This window comes from Cycloclasticus sp. P1, assembly GCF_000299965.1.
Lineage (GTDB): Bacteria > Pseudomonadota > Gammaproteobacteria > Methylococcales > Cycloclasticaceae > Cycloclasticus > Cycloclasticus pugetii.
Genome location: NC_018697.1, coordinates 1,052,914 through 1,070,040 on the forward strand (window position 1 = coordinate 1,052,914; position 17,127 = coordinate 1,070,040).

Here is a 17,127-nt window from a genome sequence, read left to right on the forward strand (position 1 = left end):
ACTGAATTAAGGCAAGGCTAAGTTTAAATGAGCGTGTATAAAGTTAAATTACTTACAACTTAACCACTTTTGCAGCTTAACCAGACTGCGGCTCTAATTAAATTATCTGCTATAAAAAAGGCCCCAGACGGGGCCTTTATATTGTTGACTCATCAGTCTAAATTTAACGGCTTAACAAGGTATTAACGTTGGATGAAAGATTCAATCACAGTACTGATTTTTTGGTCTTGGTAAGCCAAGGTTTTCACGTAAGGTATTACCTTCGTAGCTGGTTCGATAGACGCCACGTCTTTGTAGTTCTGGGACTAGTTTTTCAACAAAATCATCTATGCCCTGAGGTAGGTAAGGAAACATGATATTAAAACCATCACAGGCATTAGAATTTAGCCACTCTTCCATTTGGTCCGCTATCATTGAGACGGTTCCTAACATTTCTAAACAGCCATAAGAGCCGCCAACATATTGGGCTAATTCGCGTACAGTCATATTGTCTTCTTTTGCCATATCAACAAGTTTTTGACGACCAGATTTAACTGCGTTGGTTTCGGGTATTTCAGGAAGAGGGCCATCAAGATCAAACTTGCTAGCATCACATCCTAACAAAATGGATAAAGAGCCCATGCCTGTGCTAGGGTCAACCATGCTATCTAGTTGACGTTTTTTATTTTTTGCTTCCTCTAAGGTATCACCAATAATAACAAAGCAACCAGGGAAAACTTTAAGGTGATCTGGGTTTCTTCCGTAGGCTTTAGCGCGTGATTTTATATCGGCATAATATTCTTGTGCGGTACTTAGTGTACTAGCGGCTGAAAAGACCATTTCTGCTACTTCTGAGGCAAACTGGCGTCCTGCTTCAGAGGCACCAGCTTGGACTATAAGAGGCCAACCCTGAACCGGACGTGCTACATTTAAAGCACCTTCAACAGCATAAAACTCACCTTTATGTTTAGGTGGGTGCAATTTATCAAGGTCTGCAAATATGCCCGTTTCAGTGTTTCTAAGAATAGCGTCATCTTCCCAGCTATCCCATAGTTTGGTTACCACCTCATAACACTCTCGTCCGCGTTTATAGCGCTCGTCGTGTTCTACTGCTTCTGGTAAACCAAAATTAAGGGCTTCTAACGGGTTAGAAGAGGTCACAACATTCCAGCCAGCTCGTCCTTCACTGATGTGGTCTAGTGAAGCGAATTTTCGTGCAATATGGTAAGGCTGGTTGTAGGTTGTGGATGCGGTAGCAATTAGGCCTATATGTTCTGTAACGGCAGCAAGCGCAGGCAGTAGGGTTAGGGGTTCAAGGGATACAACAGTTGCACTTCGTTTTAATGCCTCATCGGGCATGTTTAACAATGAAACGTGGTCCGCCATAAAGATGGCATCAAAAAGCCCTTTCTCTAAGGTTTGTGCAAAACGAATATGGTGTTTAAAGTTAAAGTTTGCATCTGAAAATGCATCAGGGTAGCGCCAACTGCAACTATGGATGCTGGCTGGGCGCATAAAAGCCCCAAAGTGTAACTGTTTTTTTGTACTCATCGTTGCCTCATTCTTTGTAGTATTAAGTTTTTATTTTAGGTTTGGAGGTTCTTTCCAATTAAGCTACTTCGAGCTTTTATTGCTGTTCTGAGAAAATTTTCTATTGTTATTATTTTTTTATATGCGTTGAATCTAACGTTTGAACTGCCCTATATATAAACCATAAAAGTGGGAATAGTCCATACAAAAACTATATAAATGTCTGTCATTAATTACTCGTAGCTCGTTTAAATGACACATGCTTGAGTCGTTTTGTTAATGACGTTACGTTAATAATTAGCCCTTTAATCATCTATATGGGTTTTGATAAAAGTCCCTATCGAATGAATGGCTTGGCGCGCTTCTGGAATCAATCTGGACATTAACTGCCAGACATGAACTTGGCCATGCCAAACTTCAAGCGTTGTATCGACACCTGCTTTTTTTGCAAATTTGTTCAAACGGACGGCATCGTCAAGTAATACCTCATCACTGCCCACTTGAATTAATAGGGGAGGGAGTCCGTTTAGCTCGGCAAAAAGAGGTGAAACTCGTGGGTCATTAGCGGCTACATCACCCAGGTATTGATCAGCTAACCATGTTAAGGATTCCTTACATAAAATTGCATCTGCCTTGGTATTCGTTTGCATCGAGTCACCAGAAAAGCTTAAGTCGACCCAAGGAGACAGGCAGATACCTGTAGCCGGTAATGGGATGGACTGCTCTTTTAAGGCAAGCATCAGTGAAATAGTAAGCCCTCCACCGGCTGAATCACCTGCAATAACAATTTTTTTCGGATCTTTGCCGTCATCTAACAAGGCTTTATATGCAGACACTGCATCGTCCAGTGCAGCTGGGAAGGGGGCTTCTGGTGCTAAACGGTAATCTAAAACAAATACCCTTGCTTGAGCTAAATTAGCTAACATGGCTGCCAAGCCTCTATGGCTGGTAGGCGATCCAACCACGTAGCCACCACCATGCAAATATAAAATAGTCGTTTCTTTACTGCCTAATTGCGCTTCATGCCATTCGCCGGGAACACCCCCTAAGGTAGTCACTCGCCCTCGTTCCGGTTTGACGCTCATGACTGCTAACTTGTCCATGTTATCGCGTTCTTGAACCAAATTACGACTGGCTGTGAATTTCCTTTTAATGGTCATTCGCAAAACCTTCGCTAATAACTGACTTCGTATGCTTGCCATTATTGCCTCCTTTATTTATTGATAGTAAACCATAAACCACTACGTAGTATTCATCAGATATTCTTCATCATTTTAGTAAGCGTATAACTTTTTGCTAATATTTAATATCATTAGCTAAAAAAGTTTTTATAATGAGTGTTAGAATTTGTAATATAAGAATTAAAACAATAACTAAGGGCTAGGCATGTCAACGATAAAAACAATTAAAGCGTTAAAGGATGGAGGCGTTAAGGAACCACGGGTGATTATTATGGGTGCCGGTATGTCGGGTATCTTAATGGGCATTAACTTACTAAAGGCGGGGCTAACAAATTTTAGTATTTATGAAAAACGTAGCACTATAGGTGGCACCTGGCGTGAAACACCTATCCTGGAATTGCATGTGATATACCATCTTATTTTTATACGTACAGCTTCGAGCCTAACCCACATTGGACGCGGCGTTTTCCCCCGGGTTCAGAAATTCAAGCCTATTTTGAGCGAGTTTTTGAAAAGTACCAATTGGCAAGTTACACAACCTTTAATGAAGAAATAACCAATACCCAGCACAAAGATGGGCAATGGCATGTTGAAACGGCCAGTGGAAAAACAGATACCGCTGACTTTATTGTGGCGGCAACTGGGGTGTTACATAAGATCAACGAACCTAAATTTGAAGGTATTGAGGACTTCGAAGGCGATGTTTTTCATACGGCACGCTGGAATCATGACGTTGAGTTATCAGGTAAAAGGATTGGTGTGATTGGCGGGGGGTCAACAGGCACCCAAATGATCGATCCTTTATCTAAGGTTGCTAAAAAGTTGACTTTATTTCAACGTACGCCGCAATGGATTTTCCCGATTCCTGATAAGGCTTATTCTAAACTGTGGATTCGTTCGGTTAAACGGTTTCCTGTTCTTGGGAAGTCTCTTTACCGGCTTTATAAGTTTATGCAAGAAAGAACAGTCGGTGTTGCAACGGTTAAGCCTGGTTGGAATCGTTCAATACTCAATAAGTTGTGCGAATGGAATTTAAATCATGTGAAAGACCCTGTGTTGCGCGCTAAGTTAACGCCTAATTATGAACCTGGCTGTAAGCGCCTTGTGATGTCCACCAGCTTTTATCCAGCCATTCAAAAACCGAACGTTGACTTAGTGACAGAAGGCATCGATAAAATTGAAGCAAAAGGTATCCGTACTAAAGATGGCGTCTTGCATGAGCTTGATCTTATCGTACAAGCGACAGGGTTTGATGGTTTTGCTTTTATGCGCCCGATGACCATGCAAGGCACGAATAACACAACATTATCCGAGGCATGGGAAAGCGGCCCGCGTGCTTTTCGTGCGATTACTATTCCAAATTTCCCCAATTTTTTTATGTTAAATGGCCCCAATAGCCCTATAGGGAACTATTCATTAATTGCCATTGCCGAGACGCAAAGCAGCTATATCATGAAATGTATTCAAAAATATATGGAAGGTGTTTTTGATTATATTGAGCCTAAACAAGAAGCTGTTGATGATTTTTATAAAACAGTTCATGAAGCGCTCCCGGGCACCATTTGGACGACAGGTTGCCAAAGTTGGTATTTAGATGATAACGGTGTGCCATTATTGTGGCCGTGGTCACCACAACGTTATGCAAAAGAAATGAGTCAACCAGACTTTAATAATTATCATTTGAAAAAAGCGTAGCTATTAAGTGGAGACAGCTGTCTGTTCTATAAGGTTTCACAACCTTTAGCCGATACTTAAATAATACTTGTTAAACTGTTTTGAGCCTTAGTCGTTGAGATGAGGCTCTTTTTTGAGGGCTAGACTTTAGGGACGGTTAGCTATTTTTGTATAAATAGGCCAGTTAAAACAACCTTTATGTGGGGTTTGATAATTCAGCCAAGGCACCTTTTATAACATGTGCAGACGATCTTAATAAAATAATGGCCAAGAAAGAGGCAATGATAATATCGGGAATCCCAGAATTAAAAAACCACACGCCAAGGGCTGCTAAAAGAACAGATAAGTTAGATGCGATATCATTTCGTGAGCACTCAAACACAGAGCTCATATTTATATCCTCGTGCCGATGTTGCCAAAGTAGTAAAAGGCATAAGCCATTGGCCAGTAGGCCGGCAATACTAAAAATACTCATTACTTCGTAAACTGGCAGGGTGGGCGTTACTAGTCGATATATTATCTGGGCGATAACAACACTCGCGGCAATAAAGATTAGCCCACCTTTGAAAAGTGCAATGCGGGCTTTTAGTTCGGGTCCTTTAGATACTGCAAATAAACTCAGAGCATAGGTTAGTGCGTCGCCTAGGTTATCTAAACTGTCAGACATTAACGCTGTAGATTGACCATAAAAGGCAGCAGCTACTATTACCACGAACATAATGGCATTTATCCAGAGCACCTTAATTAGCGTGCTACGCTGTCTACCTTCTTTTGCATCTAGTGTGCAGCTATTGTCGCAACATGATCCCATATGGTTACCTTAAAGAGCGAATGTCATGGGTAGAATTGAATTATGAACATTGAGTGTGGGCATAAAGTCACCGGTATTATTTATGCTCTTTTTTTGATTGAGCCGACAATAAAAAGCAGTAATACAGCGCCCACAGTTGCGGTGATGATTGAACCAATCAAACCACCCGCAGAAATACCTAACAAACCAAAGACAAACCCACCAAAGACAGCGCCAATAACACCAACGACAATATTGCCTAATAAACCAAAACCGTTACCTTTCATCAGTGTGCCCGCCAACCAACCAGCAATGCCACCAATGGCTAAAAAAATTAAAATGTCCATTGTTTTATCTCTTAATATATAACGTTTATATAAGTTTACCCTAGCATACGGGATATTAGTTGGCGAATGAAAATATCAATCCGTCACCGGCTTTATTTGGTAGGTAGACATTCTTTAGGCCATGTCGTTTTTAAAATAAGCAAGTTCATTATATTTATTTGAACGAGTTTAAAACAACCATGTTGTTGGGTTTGGGTACTCTTGTTGTTGCTCTAGTAATTTTAGGCCTTTTATGCAGCGAATAATCAGCCATACCACAGAAAACATTAGTACTAAGTAACCGATTAGAACGGAGGCTAGTAGAGTGCCGACTAGGATAAAGAGAATACCAATCCAAAAGGTCCTAATCTGGAACCGATAATGGCTTTTTAACCATTCCGGTGAGTCGTTTTGGTTAAGGTAGGCCATGACGATGCCAATGATGCTAGTGATACCAAAAACAAGCCCTACCAGATACAGAATGTAGATAGTTTTAGCGGTTCGATCTGTGCTTGGCCCTAGTTGTGCGATTGGTTTATTCATAACTTTTGTCCATATTAGTTTTGTGGCTCACAGGTTCAACTTAGTTACCCTTATACTAAGGTGAGGGTGGTGCAATCATTACGCGATCTCGACCTTGTTGTTTGGCGTTGTACATAGCCTCGTCAGCGCGAGCTAAGAGGCTTTCAATGGACTCGTTGTTGTCAAACATGGCAACGCCGGCACTGATAGTTATCGTAATAAACTCTTCGCTGTTTAGCTTGACGGGGTGTAAAGCTAAAGTGTGTCTTAGTTTGTTACCAAATTCCTCTGCACGTTCTATGTTTGCACCAATTAGCACAAAGATAAATTCTTCTCCCCCGATTCGTCCACAAAAATCAGTTTTTCGGCCTATACCTGAGGCTATTTGTGCAAATTCTACCAATGCTTGATCGCCTGCGGCATGTCCGTATTTGTCATTAATACTTTTAAAATGATCAAGGTCTATTGACAGTACACAGAGTTTTTTGAAAAACCTATTGGATTGATCGATGAGTTGATGCAAACGCTCAAAGGTGGCACGTCGGTTAGGTAGGCTGGTTAACTCGTCAATTATTGCTAAGGCTTCTAATTCTTCTTCTGATATTTTTTTGTATAACAGGTAGCTGAAGGTATCAGAGAGTAACTGCATCAAGATGTAGTCGTCCTTACAAAAAGGGTCAACAGGAGAGGAGCTGGTGAAATTTACGGTTCCATAGAGTTTGCCATCCAGTTTTAATGGCGTGCCGATGTACGATTCTAATTGGAAATTCTTGTAGCAAGGGTGGTTTTGAATTTGACTCTTACCTACAAAATGAAAGCCAACAGTTTTATTTTCTTTTAATGTGTGAACACAGTAAGTTCCCTCTAGGTCAAATTGTGTTTTTGGCTTTAATTGACCATTAAAATCGACGCAGTTTTCAACCGTATACTCATTGCCTTCAATATGAGACATTATGGCTGTTTCCAGACCAAAATGATTAAGGCCAATGGTCAATAATGATTCTATTTTTTGCTCATAACTTAAGCTAAGGTCAGAGGTTACATTGTGAATTTTTTGCAGGGCATCTAAAGATTGGTCGGCTGAGCGTGCAGGGCGGATAAGGCCTAAAAATCCAATGACCGCTCCATCAGAAGAATGCATAATGGTCCCTGTTGTTACGCCAAGGAAAATTTCTCCGTCCGAACGGCGATATAAAATCCTATAGTTTTCTGTAGGCTTTTCGCTTGCTAGGTTAGAGCGATGCCGACCTTGTTCTGAAAAATCATTTTCATCGGCATAAAGTATTTGGGACACTTTTCCATACAGCTGCTGTTTCGAGTAACCAAATAAACGTTCTGCTGCCAAGTTCATATACACTAGGCGTCGATTGGTATCGGCAACTAAAATAGCTTCTTCAAAACCATGGAATATTTCGGAAAGCAGTGCTGATGAAATCGCACTTACTTCGTCCGCAGCTATCATTGATTGCATATTGTCTAACTTAAGTTCATTCATAATTTACCTCAGTAAAATCTATTGCGATAGTGCTAGCAAATAGTGGATCCACAATAGAGAACGAAGAGATGTGGCGTATTGTAGGTCAGTTATTTTGAACAGTTGTGTACTGTAAGTTTTGGTGTTTATTGAGACTTCCATAAGAATAACCTGATATAGAGTCCAATAGCCCAACCTAAACTTGCCAATAAATAATCATGGAAAACATCAAATAAGAGATCAACCAAGGGCTTCCTTGAGGGGCACAATACTGCTGAGAACCCACACTACTACAAGGATTAAGGCGGTTGCAAATAGAAAATGTAAATACTTGTGGTTTTTTTAATATGGATCATTTTTAAGGCAGTTTTTAGGCGTATTAAGGGAGAATTAGAATTCAATGATAATGGACTCATTAAGTAGCCTCATAATGAGGCTGTTGTTCTGATTTAATAGATGGATTTTGATACGCTAGTTAAATGAATTTTTCAGATTTTTTTAAAGCAATAAAACAAGGCGCAGTCGTGATTACCGTGAATCAGCGTTTATCACGACACTTAACAAGTTGGGTTGAACAAGCGCTAGTGGATGAAGGTGCGGCTGTCTGGGCTTCGCCTATGATTATGTCGTTTGATGTTTGGTTATTACAGTGCTGGCAACGACGGTTTGATCTGCAAAGCAATGAGGCATCGGCTTCGTTAGTGAATAAAACTCTATTAACACAGGAACAAGCGCTAGTTATTTGGGAACGTGTTATACGACAGACCTTGGGTGCTGAGTTATTAAACGTACCAGCAACGGCCAAAGCAGCCAGTAAAGCCAGACAACTTAGCCTGCAATGGATGATCGCTGAAAACGCAGTGAATGATATTTCTACCGGTGTTGATATGGCCTCGTTTAACCAATGGCATGATGCGTATAAAGATGAATTAAATAAATCAGCTTGGATAGATCGTGCGCAGTTAATAAAGACGGTTAGTGAATTGGTAGATCAAGATTGTTTGCTATTGCCAAATCAGATTATTTTTTCAGGGTTTGAAATTTATACGCCGACACAACAGTCATTGCATGCATTGTTAATAGAGAAAGGGCATCAACTTAGCGAGTTTTCTGCAGAGGCCGCTACAAACCAGACGCATGTGCTTAAAGCGATTGATCGTAAAGAAGAAGTGAAGCTAATGGCGCAATGGGCAAGAGAACGTTTGGATGAAAACCCTGACAATAAGATCGGTATAGTCGTGCCAGATTTGGAAGTCATGCGAGAATCGATTGAGTCAGCCTTTAAAACGGTTTTTTATCCCAGTGTTGTTTACCCAGTAGATGTACCTTTTGAAAAACCATATAACGTGTCGTTGGGCCAGTCTCTATTAAGCTATTCTCCCATTCAACAAAGCCTTCGGTTGTTACAATTTTGTAGCCAACCAATAACTTTTAGTGAACTGTGTCTATTGCTTCGTTCTTCTTTTATTACGGCGGGGCAAAAGGAATGGGGTCAGCGCGCACGATTGGAAGTTGTTCTACGTAAAAAAGGCATCTTGTCCTGCTCGGTCAAGCAGTTACGCAATAGTCTTCAGGCACCTAAAGACGATGAGTCTTTATGCCCGTTACTGCTTAAGTGTTTAAATCAGGTAATAGAGCTGCTAGAGGCAAAACCAAACCGTGTGCTGCCGTCAGACTGGGTACAGCTGTTTAGGTCTTTTTTAGCCACCATGGGGGTGCAAGGCGATCGAGTATTAAGCTCCACAGAATACCAAGTATTCCAAGTGTGGGACGATGTGTTGAAAAGTTTTTCAACCTTGGATGAGGTGTATAGTGTAATCACCTTTGAAACGGCACTAAATGCATTACGAAAAATACTACTTGAACGTGTTTTTCAACCTGAAACCCCAACAGCAGCGATTCAAATAATGGGTTTAATGGAGGCATCAGGACATACGTTTGATGCGTTATGGGTGTGTGGTTTAGATGATAAAACATGGCCACAATCGCCAAACCCTAGCCCTTTTTTACCGCTTGCCGAACAGCGCAATAAAGGTTTGGTTCAATCATCTGCTGAACACCAATATCAACATGCGAAAATAATCACAAAAAACTGGGCTCGCTCAGCAAAAACAGTGGTGTTTAGTTTTTCTCATGTTAAGGATGAAACACTACAAGCAAAGAGCTCACTGATAGAAGGTTACCCTGTGATAACAAAGAAGCAGTTATTACAACAACTACCCGTGAATCCAATTGAACACCGAGTAGGTAATAAGAATTTTAAATGGATTGAAGATGTTTCCGGGCCATTGCTAGAAAAAAGCGAAACAGTGCGCGGTGGTGTCAGCATATTGAAAGATCAAGCCGCGTGTCCATTTAAAGCTTATGTGCATTTTCGTTTGCAAACGAACGCTTTACAAGAGCCTGAGCCAGGAATAGATGCACGCTTACGCGGTAGTCTTGTACATCGAAGTTTAGAAGAGCTATGGACGAAGATTAAAACGCATAAAGCCTTATGTGATTTATCAGTTGATGAACAATATGAGCTGGTCAAAGCGATTGTGACGGCTGTCGTTCAAACTGAAAGTAAACGGACCGCTATTTTAAAGAAAGCACTGGGTCAGCTAGAAACCGAAAGAATCACGCAATTATTAATGGCATGGCTGAACATAGATCGCCAACGAGAGCCGTTTGAGGTTATTGCAACGGAATTAAAGCAGTTGTTAAGCGTTGGAGAATTACAACTTAACACCATTATTGATCGTGTGGATAAGCTACCAGATGGTTCATTAGCGATTATTGATTATAAAACAGGTGATTGCAGTATTAATAGTTGGTTTGGTCTGCGGCCTGAAGAGCCACAATTACCACTGTATAGTGTATTTAGTGAAGGTAATGTAGGTAGCATCAGCTTTGCGCAACTTAAAAAAGGCCAAACTCAGTATCAAGGTTTAACGGATAGTGACGATCACTTTTCTACATTAAAAAACTTAGCGGATAAAAAAGTAAAAGCAGACTATGATCAATGGAATAATCAAATGGATCATTGGCGTACAGTGTTGGGTGGTTTGTCCGATGAGTTTGTTACAGCTAATGCACGTGTGAGCCCAACGGCCAAGGCTTGCCAATATTGTGATTTGACTAGTCTATGCCGTATTAATGAACAAATAACGCAAAGGGCTGCTGAAGATGAGTAAACCGCATGATATTGCTCAACGACAAGAGGTGCTGGATGTTAGTCAATCGTTTATCGTTCAAGCGCCTGCCGGTTCGGGAAAAACCAGTTTATTAACGCTAAGGTTTTTGCATTTACTAAGTATTGTTAATAACCCTGAAGAAATTTTAGCGATTACCTTCACGAAAAAAGCAGCGGCTGAAATGCACCTGCGTATCATAGAGTCGATTAAGCTAGCGACCAAGCCTTGTCCTGAGAATGAGTTTGAAGCACAAACATGGTTAGTTGCTGCAAAAGTGCTCGAGCGTGATGAAGCCTTACAATGGCATCTGTTACAAAACCCAAACCGTTTACGAGTGCAAACCATTGATTCATTGTGTGCGCACTTAGTGAAGCAAATGCCAATTACTGCACAGTTTGGTTCTTTGCCCAACATTCAACAAGATGCCAGTTCTCTATACACTCAAGCAGCTAGCAACTGTTTAAAAGAACTTGACAGTAATGACCGTGTTGGCGAAGCGATAAGGTTACTGTTAACTCATGTGGATAACCATTTGTCACGAGCTGAAGATTTAATTTCATCGATGTTAGCTTCAAGAGACCAATGGCTACGCCACGTCTTAATGAGTGACTCTGATGCAGCTAAACGTGAAGCATTAGAAAACGTTTTAACGCAAACGGTCGAGTCAACACTGGCTGATATTGTGCGGCATCTGAGTCAACAGCAAGCAGATGTTCTAAAAGATTTACTACAGTTTGCGGCAACTAATTTAAGTGATAAAGCGTCACCTGTGTGTTACTTGGCTGAACACCTTGATGAGTTGGACACCTCGGCTGATTCATTAAATGATTGGTTAATCTTGAGGGACTTTTTGCTCACCGGTGCGGGAACTTGGCGTAAACAAGCAGATGCAAAAATGGGTTTTCCACCCGTCAGTCAAGCCAGTAATAAAGATCAAAAGGCTCTGTACACAGATAAAAAGAATGACTACAAAGCGTTGTTGTTGGCCTTACAAGAAAATGATGAATTAACCGAAGCGATGGCTTGGTTGCGTTACCTGCCAAGTCCAGGATATAGCGATCAACAGTGGCAAATTATTCAAGCTTTATTATTGATCTTGCCGCAAGCCGTTGCTCATTTACGATTGGTGTTTCAACAGATGGGTTGTGTTGATTTTTGTGAAGTGTCATTAAGTGCCAGTCGAGCGATTCATGATGCGAGCGGAATGACCGATGTTGGTTTAAAGCTAGATTACCAACTGCAACACATGCTTGTTGATGAGTTTCAAGACACGTCTGAAACTCAATTTATGTTATTAAAAGATTTAGTGGCAGGTTGGCAAGAAGGCGATGGGCGAACATTATTTTTGGTGGGTGACCCGATGCAATCTATTTATCGGTTTCGTCAGGCTGAGGTTGGCTTGTTTTTAAAAACTCAGCAAGATGGTTTGGGTGAAGTTAAGAATATTAAACCGGTTAATATTGCGGTTAATTTTCGCTCGCAAGAAGGGGTTATTAACTGGGTAAATGAGGCGTTTAGCAGGATTATGCCGCCAAGTGATAATATATTCAGTGGTGCTATTTCTTATAAAGCTTCAATAGCATTTAAAACAGCACAAGCTGCAACTAATGGCGTTCAATATTACCCGTATGAAAGCAGAGTCCAAGAGGGTAAAGGCTTATTAGCCTTAATTCAGCAGATTCAACAAACATCGCCTAACGAGTCAATCGGTGTGTTGGTTCGAGGGCGTAAGAGCTTAAGTGAGTTGGTTATCGCGTTAAATGAGGCATCTGTAGCTTATCAAGCCAGTGATATTGACCCACTTAATACACGACAAACAGTGATTGATTTAATGTCCCTGACACGAGCCTATTTACACCCGGCAGATCGGTTGGCGTGGTTATCCGTATTACGTGCGCCATGGTGTGTTCTAAGTTTGGTAGATATGCATTTGTTACTAGAAGGCGAAACGAATGAAACGGTCTGGCAGTTAATACAACACAGTGAACGGATACAGAAATTATCGCAAGACGGGCAAAGGAGTATTGCCCATGTGGTATCACATTTTAAGGTTGCACTCTCGTATCGAGAACAGATGAGTGTGACCGACTCAATACGTGGTTTATGGTCTGAGTTGTTAGGCCCTGAGGGTTTATCGTCTGCTGCTGATTTAGCCGATTGCGAACGGTTTTTTGAGTGTTTGCAAATGTTAGAGCTTGATAAAGGCAGTGTTGATATCACAGAGCTTGAAGAGCAGATTGATAAACTGTACGCAGCTCCAAACACACAAGCGCCTGATACATTACAGATAATGACGATACATAAAGCTAAAGGTTTGGAGTTTGATCATGTAATTTTGCCGGGCTTAGATAGACGCTCAGGGCGAGATGAGTCACGTTTGTTGTCTTGGCTAGAACGCCCTTCGGAGATAGCGGGAGGTAGTGAGTTAATGATTGCACCCCTTAAGGAAGTGGGGGCGAACGAGGATGATGCCATTGTTAATTATTTAAATAGGGTAGAGCAGGAAAAGGCCATTCATGAAAGTCAGCGATTGTTATATGTGGCGGCGACCCGTGCTAAAAAACAATTACATTTAAGTTTTTGCTTAACGCTTAACGAAAAAACACAAGAGGCTAAAACGCCTGCGAGTAATACCTTACTTGGTTTGCTTTGGCCGACAATTAAAGATGAGGTTGTTATTAAATTTTCAGATAACAAACTAGATGATAATAAGGCTCTAACAAATTGTTATTTAAAGAAAATAAATATATACGATATTGATAAAAAAGATTATTCAATGCTGGATTATCAGCATGGTTTAGATAATAGGATACGGCTACAAACAAATATCATTGAATATGATTGGGCCTCAGATTTAGCCGCATCGGTCGGGACTGTTTGTCATCAATGGATGCAAATAATGGGTGAGCAAGGCTGTTTAAAAGTTGATGATGGAATGATGCGAGTAAAGGTTCAACAGCAACTTGTAGAGCTTGGCGTCTTACCTCGGCACCTTGATGAAGCTACTCAGCGTGTTTTACACGTTCTTGATGTTTGTGTGAAAGATTCGCGTGGTCAATGGGTTCTTAATAATCAGCATGAAGATAGTCAGTTTGAATTATCGCTGTCAGGAGTAGTGGATGAAGCGATCATTCATTACCGATTAGACAGAACCTTTGTTGATGAGGGTAAACGTTGGATTATTGATTTTAAAACAAGCCGCCATGATGACGATGATAAGGAGCAGTTTTTGGACACTGAAGTGACACGATATAAGGCTCAACTTGAACGTTATGCCCAATTGATGAGCAAAAAGGAGTCGCGACCTATTATGTTAGGGCTTTATTATCCAGAATTTGCTGGGTGGCGAAGCTGGGAATATATGGATGTTTAAATCGCGAAAAGTTTGCTTAATAGGCCTTGTAGCGTTGTTGTTTGTAGGTTTTTATTGGTTAGGTTTTGATCAATATATCGATTTAACTGTTTTAAAAGAAAAAAACGATGAATTAGCCGCTTATTACATTGCAAACCCCTGGCAAACTTCCGCTTGGTTTTTTGTTTTTTATATTATTTCAACGGCTATTTCTATACCGGGAGCTAGTATTCTGACCTTGGCGGCGGGTGCAATTTTTGGTTTGTTTTGGGGCGTTATATTAGTTTCATTTGCATCAACAATAGGGGCGAGTTTAGCTTTTTTATTGTCTCGTTATATTTTGAAGGAGACAGTGCAGCTAAAATTTTCCGATAAACTTACCGATGTAAATGCCGGGATCAAAAAAGAAGGGGCTTTTTACCTTTTTACATTACGTTTAATTGTGCTGTTTCCATTTTGGCTTGTTAACCTGTTAATGGGGCTGACACCTATTAAATTAAGGACCTATTTTTGGGTTAGTCAATTAGGTATGTTGCCAGCCACAATATTGTTTGTTAATGCAGGTACGCAATTAACTAAGGTTGAACAGGTGTCAGATGTTTTATCGCCAGCAGTCGCTATTTCATTTGCGTTACTGGGGCTATTTCCCTTATTCGCCAAAACCGTGCCGACTATTATTCGACGTTATAAAATTTTAACGTCCTATAAAAAACCTAAGGTTTTTGATTATAACTTAGTTGTAATCGGTGGTGGTTCTGCGGGGTTAGTAAGCGCTTATCTTGCAGCAGCAGTAAACGCTAAAGTCTTGTTAATTGAAAAAAATAAAATGGGGGGCGATTGCCTCTATAGTGGTTGTGTGCCCTCAAAATCACTGATTAAGTCTAGCCGTTTTTTAGCAGAATTAAGCAGAAGTAAGCACTATGGTATAAACAGTGCTTCGGCAGAATTTGATTTTGCTGAGGTTATGGAGCGTGTATCGTCGGTTATCAAGCAAATTGAACCGCATGATTCTGTAGAACGTTACACTCAATTGGGTGTTGAGTGTATGCAAGCTGAAGCGCGTGTGTTATCACCTTGGGAAATAGCCGTTGGCGATCGAATCATTAGCAGCCGACATATTATTGTTGCGACCGGTGCTAAACCACGGATACCAACGATTGAAGGGGTTGATCAAGTTCCTTATTACACATCGGACACAATATGGTCATTGCGTGAACAACCGAAACACCTTCTTGTTGTTGGGGCTGGGCCTATTGGTTGTGAATTGGGTCAGAGTTTTAGTAGATTAGGCAGCAAGGTAACCCTTATTGATAACGCCGATCGCATTATGCCGTCTGAGGATGAAGAGTCAGTCGGTGTGTTAATGACTCATTTGGAACACGATGGTGTTGAATTAAAACTACAATATTCGGTTGATTCCTTCGCAATGGACAATAATCAATGTGTCGCCACGCTTAAATCGGCACAAGGTAAGCCGTTAAAACTTATTTTTGATGCGGTACTCTTTGCTGTTGGACGAGAGGCCAATGTTGCTGGTTTAGGTTTGCAAGAGCTTGGGGTTCAATTAACACAATCGGGTACGATAAAGGTCGATAAATACATGAGAACCCATGTGCCCACCATATACGCTTGTGGAGATGTCGCTGGGCCTTACCAATTTACCCATACCGCTGCACATTTTGCTTGGTATAGCGTTGTGAATAGTTTATTTGGTGATTTTTGGCGTTTTAAAGCAGACCGAAGGGTGATCCCAAGGGTGACCTTTACAGAGCCAGAAATAGCCAGTGTGGGTTATAACGAGCAATCAGCAAAAGCGGCGGGCTTGCAAATAGAGACAACAAAATTTGAGTTTAATGAACTTGATAGAGCCATTGTAGAGGGTAAAACAGAAGGGTTTGTTAAAGTGCTGACTGCAGCAGGAAAAGATCATATTTTAGGCGTTACCATTGTTGGAGAACATGCTGGTGAAATACTGCCTGAGTTTGTTTTAGCCATGAAGCATGGGTTGGGCTTAAATAAAATATTAGCAACGATTCATGTGTACCCAACATGGGCTGAAGCAAGTAAATATACAGCGGGGGTCTGGAAAAAGAACCATCAGCCTACAAAATTGCTAAAAATTTTAAAACGCTACCATTTAGCTAGGCGGAGTTAACTATGCACCCAACGTTAGCTAAGCTAGTGGATACAAACTTCCCTGCGATAACACGAACTAAACTTCACACGTTACAAGTAAACATGGGGTATTTGTGTAACCAGTCCTGCTTACACTGTCATGTTAATGCTGGTCCGACACGTAAAGAAATAATGGCGAAAGAAACTATCGATCAAGTCTTTAAGTTTATAGATCAGCAGGCTATTAAAACACTCGATTTGACCGGCGGTGCGCCAGAAATGAACCCTTGTTTTCAATATGTTGTTATAGAAGCGAGAAATAGAGGAGTGGAGGTCATTGATCGCTGCAATTTAACGATTCTTGAAGAACCGGGTTATGAATATTTGGCTGATTTTTTAGCATCTAATAAAGTACAAATTGTTGCCTCCTTACCATGCTACTCCAGTGATAATGTAGATGCACAACGTGGTAAGGGTGTCTTTGAAAAGAGTATCACTGCGTTAAAAAAACTAAATACCCTCGGTTATGGGGAAACATTAGAGCTAAACCTTGTATATAACCCACAGGGTACTCAATTACCGCCAGATCAGTCGGCTCTTGAAGCGGATTATAAAGACCATTTATTTGAACACTTCGGCATTGTGTTTACGCGTTTGTTCACGATAACAAATATGCCCATTAAGCGGTTTGGTAGCTGGCTGATTTCAACAAGTCAGTTTGACGAATATATGAACGTACTTAAAACTGCGCACCATGCGGTTAACCTTGATCAAGTGATGTGTAAAAGTACTTTAAGTGTTGATTGGGCAGGTTATGTGTACGATTGCGATTTTAATCAAATGCTAGGCTTGCCTGCTGGCCAGCTTAAATCAAAGAGGCATATTAGCGAGTGTTTAGGGCTTGATTTTGAATCACAAGCCATTACGGTAGCCGATCATTGTTATGGTTGCACGGCGGGTAGTGGTTCAAGCTGTGGTGGCGCCTTAAAGCAGTGATTATAAAAATAT

Annotated in this window: 12 protein-coding genes; 6 read left to right on the forward strand and 6 right to left on the reverse strand. The window is 40.9% G+C overall.

Translation table 11 applies throughout. From position 1 onward, the window contains the following. Positions 1–201 precede the first annotated feature (201 nt). On the reverse strand, positions 202–1,530 hold the full coding sequence (locus Q91_RS05050; protein WP_015005806.1) for an LLM class flavin-dependent oxidoreductase: 1,329 nt from the start codon (positions 1,528–1,530) through the stop codon (positions 202–204). Positions 1,531–1,814: 284 nt separating this feature from the next. Further along, complete coding sequence (locus tag Q91_RS05055; protein ID WP_015005807.1) at positions 1,815–2,711, reverse strand: alpha/beta hydrolase; 897 nt, start codon at positions 2,709–2,711, stop codon at positions 1,815–1,817. Positions 2,712–2,895: 184 nt separating this feature from the next. Here Q91_RS05055 and Q91_RS11740 point away from each other — a divergent pair, with 184 nt between their 5' ends. Together Q91_RS11740 and Q91_RS05060 are read left to right on the forward strand one after the other, a co-directional pair. Then, positions 2,896–3,246: an NAD(P)-binding protein gene (locus Q91_RS11740; protein WP_238538363.1), complete on the forward strand. Its 351-nt coding sequence runs from the start codon at positions 2,896–2,898 to the stop codon at positions 3,244–3,246. Next, a complete protein-coding gene (locus tag Q91_RS05060; protein WP_238538373.1) occupies positions 3,174–4,385 on the forward strand; it encodes an NAD(P)/FAD-dependent oxidoreductase in 1,212 nt (403 codons plus the stop codon). Before Q91_RS11740 ends, Q91_RS05060 begins: the two co-directional genes overlap by 73 nt. Before the next feature lie 175 nt (positions 4,386–4,560). Here the strand turns inward: Q91_RS05060 and Q91_RS05065 are convergent, their stop codons facing one another. The 4 genes from Q91_RS05065 to Q91_RS05080 all read right to left on the reverse strand — a co-directional run bounded on the left by Q91_RS05065 (position 4,561) and on the right by Q91_RS05080 (position 7,497). Beyond that, complete coding sequence (locus Q91_RS05065; RefSeq protein ID WP_015005809.1) at positions 4,561–5,175, reverse strand: cation transporter; 615 nt, start codon at positions 5,173–5,175, stop codon at positions 4,561–4,563. Positions 5,176–5,255: 80 nt separating this feature from the next. Beyond that, complete coding sequence (locus tag Q91_RS05070) at positions 5,256–5,501, reverse strand: GlsB/YeaQ/YmgE family stress response membrane protein (RefSeq protein ID WP_015005810.1); 246 nt, start codon at positions 5,499–5,501, stop codon at positions 5,256–5,258. Positions 5,502–5,669: 168 nt separating this feature from the next. Further along, on the reverse strand, positions 5,670–6,023 hold the full coding sequence (locus Q91_RS05075) for a membrane protein (protein ID WP_015005811.1): 354 nt from the start codon (positions 6,021–6,023) through the stop codon (positions 5,670–5,672). Positions 6,024–6,078: 55 nt separating this feature from the next. Continuing rightward, complete coding sequence (locus tag Q91_RS05080) at positions 6,079–7,497, reverse strand: diguanylate cyclase (protein ID WP_015005812.1); 1,419 nt, start codon at positions 7,495–7,497, stop codon at positions 6,079–6,081. Between the two features lie 458 nt (positions 7,498–7,955). Here Q91_RS05080 and Q91_RS05085 point away from each other — a divergent pair, with 458 nt between their 5' ends. The 4 genes from Q91_RS05085 to arsS are packed head-to-tail and all read left to right on the forward strand — an operon-like array spanning position 7,956 to position 17,115. Then, complete coding sequence (locus Q91_RS05085) at positions 7,956–10,652, forward strand: PD-(D/E)XK nuclease family protein (RefSeq protein ID WP_015005813.1); 2,697 nt, start codon at positions 7,956–7,958, stop codon at positions 10,650–10,652. Further along, entirely contained in the window at positions 10,645–14,025 is a 3,381-nt protein-coding gene (locus Q91_RS05090) for an exodeoxyribonuclease V subunit beta (protein ID WP_015005814.1), read from the forward strand. Before Q91_RS05085 ends, Q91_RS05090 begins: the two co-directional genes overlap by 8 nt. Beyond that, positions 14,018–16,159, forward strand: a complete 2,142-nt coding sequence (locus tag Q91_RS05095) for an FAD-dependent oxidoreductase (RefSeq protein WP_015005815.1) — start codon at positions 14,018–14,020, stop codon at positions 16,157–16,159. The genes Q91_RS05090 and Q91_RS05095 overlap by 8 nt, the downstream gene beginning before the upstream one ends. A 2-nt stretch (positions 16,160–16,161) precedes the next feature. Continuing rightward, a complete protein-coding gene (gene arsS, locus Q91_RS05100; protein ID WP_015005816.1) occupies positions 16,162–17,115 on the forward strand; it encodes an arsenosugar biosynthesis radical SAM (seleno)protein ArsS in 954 nt (317 codons plus the stop codon). Positions 17,116–17,127 lie beyond the last annotated feature (12 nt).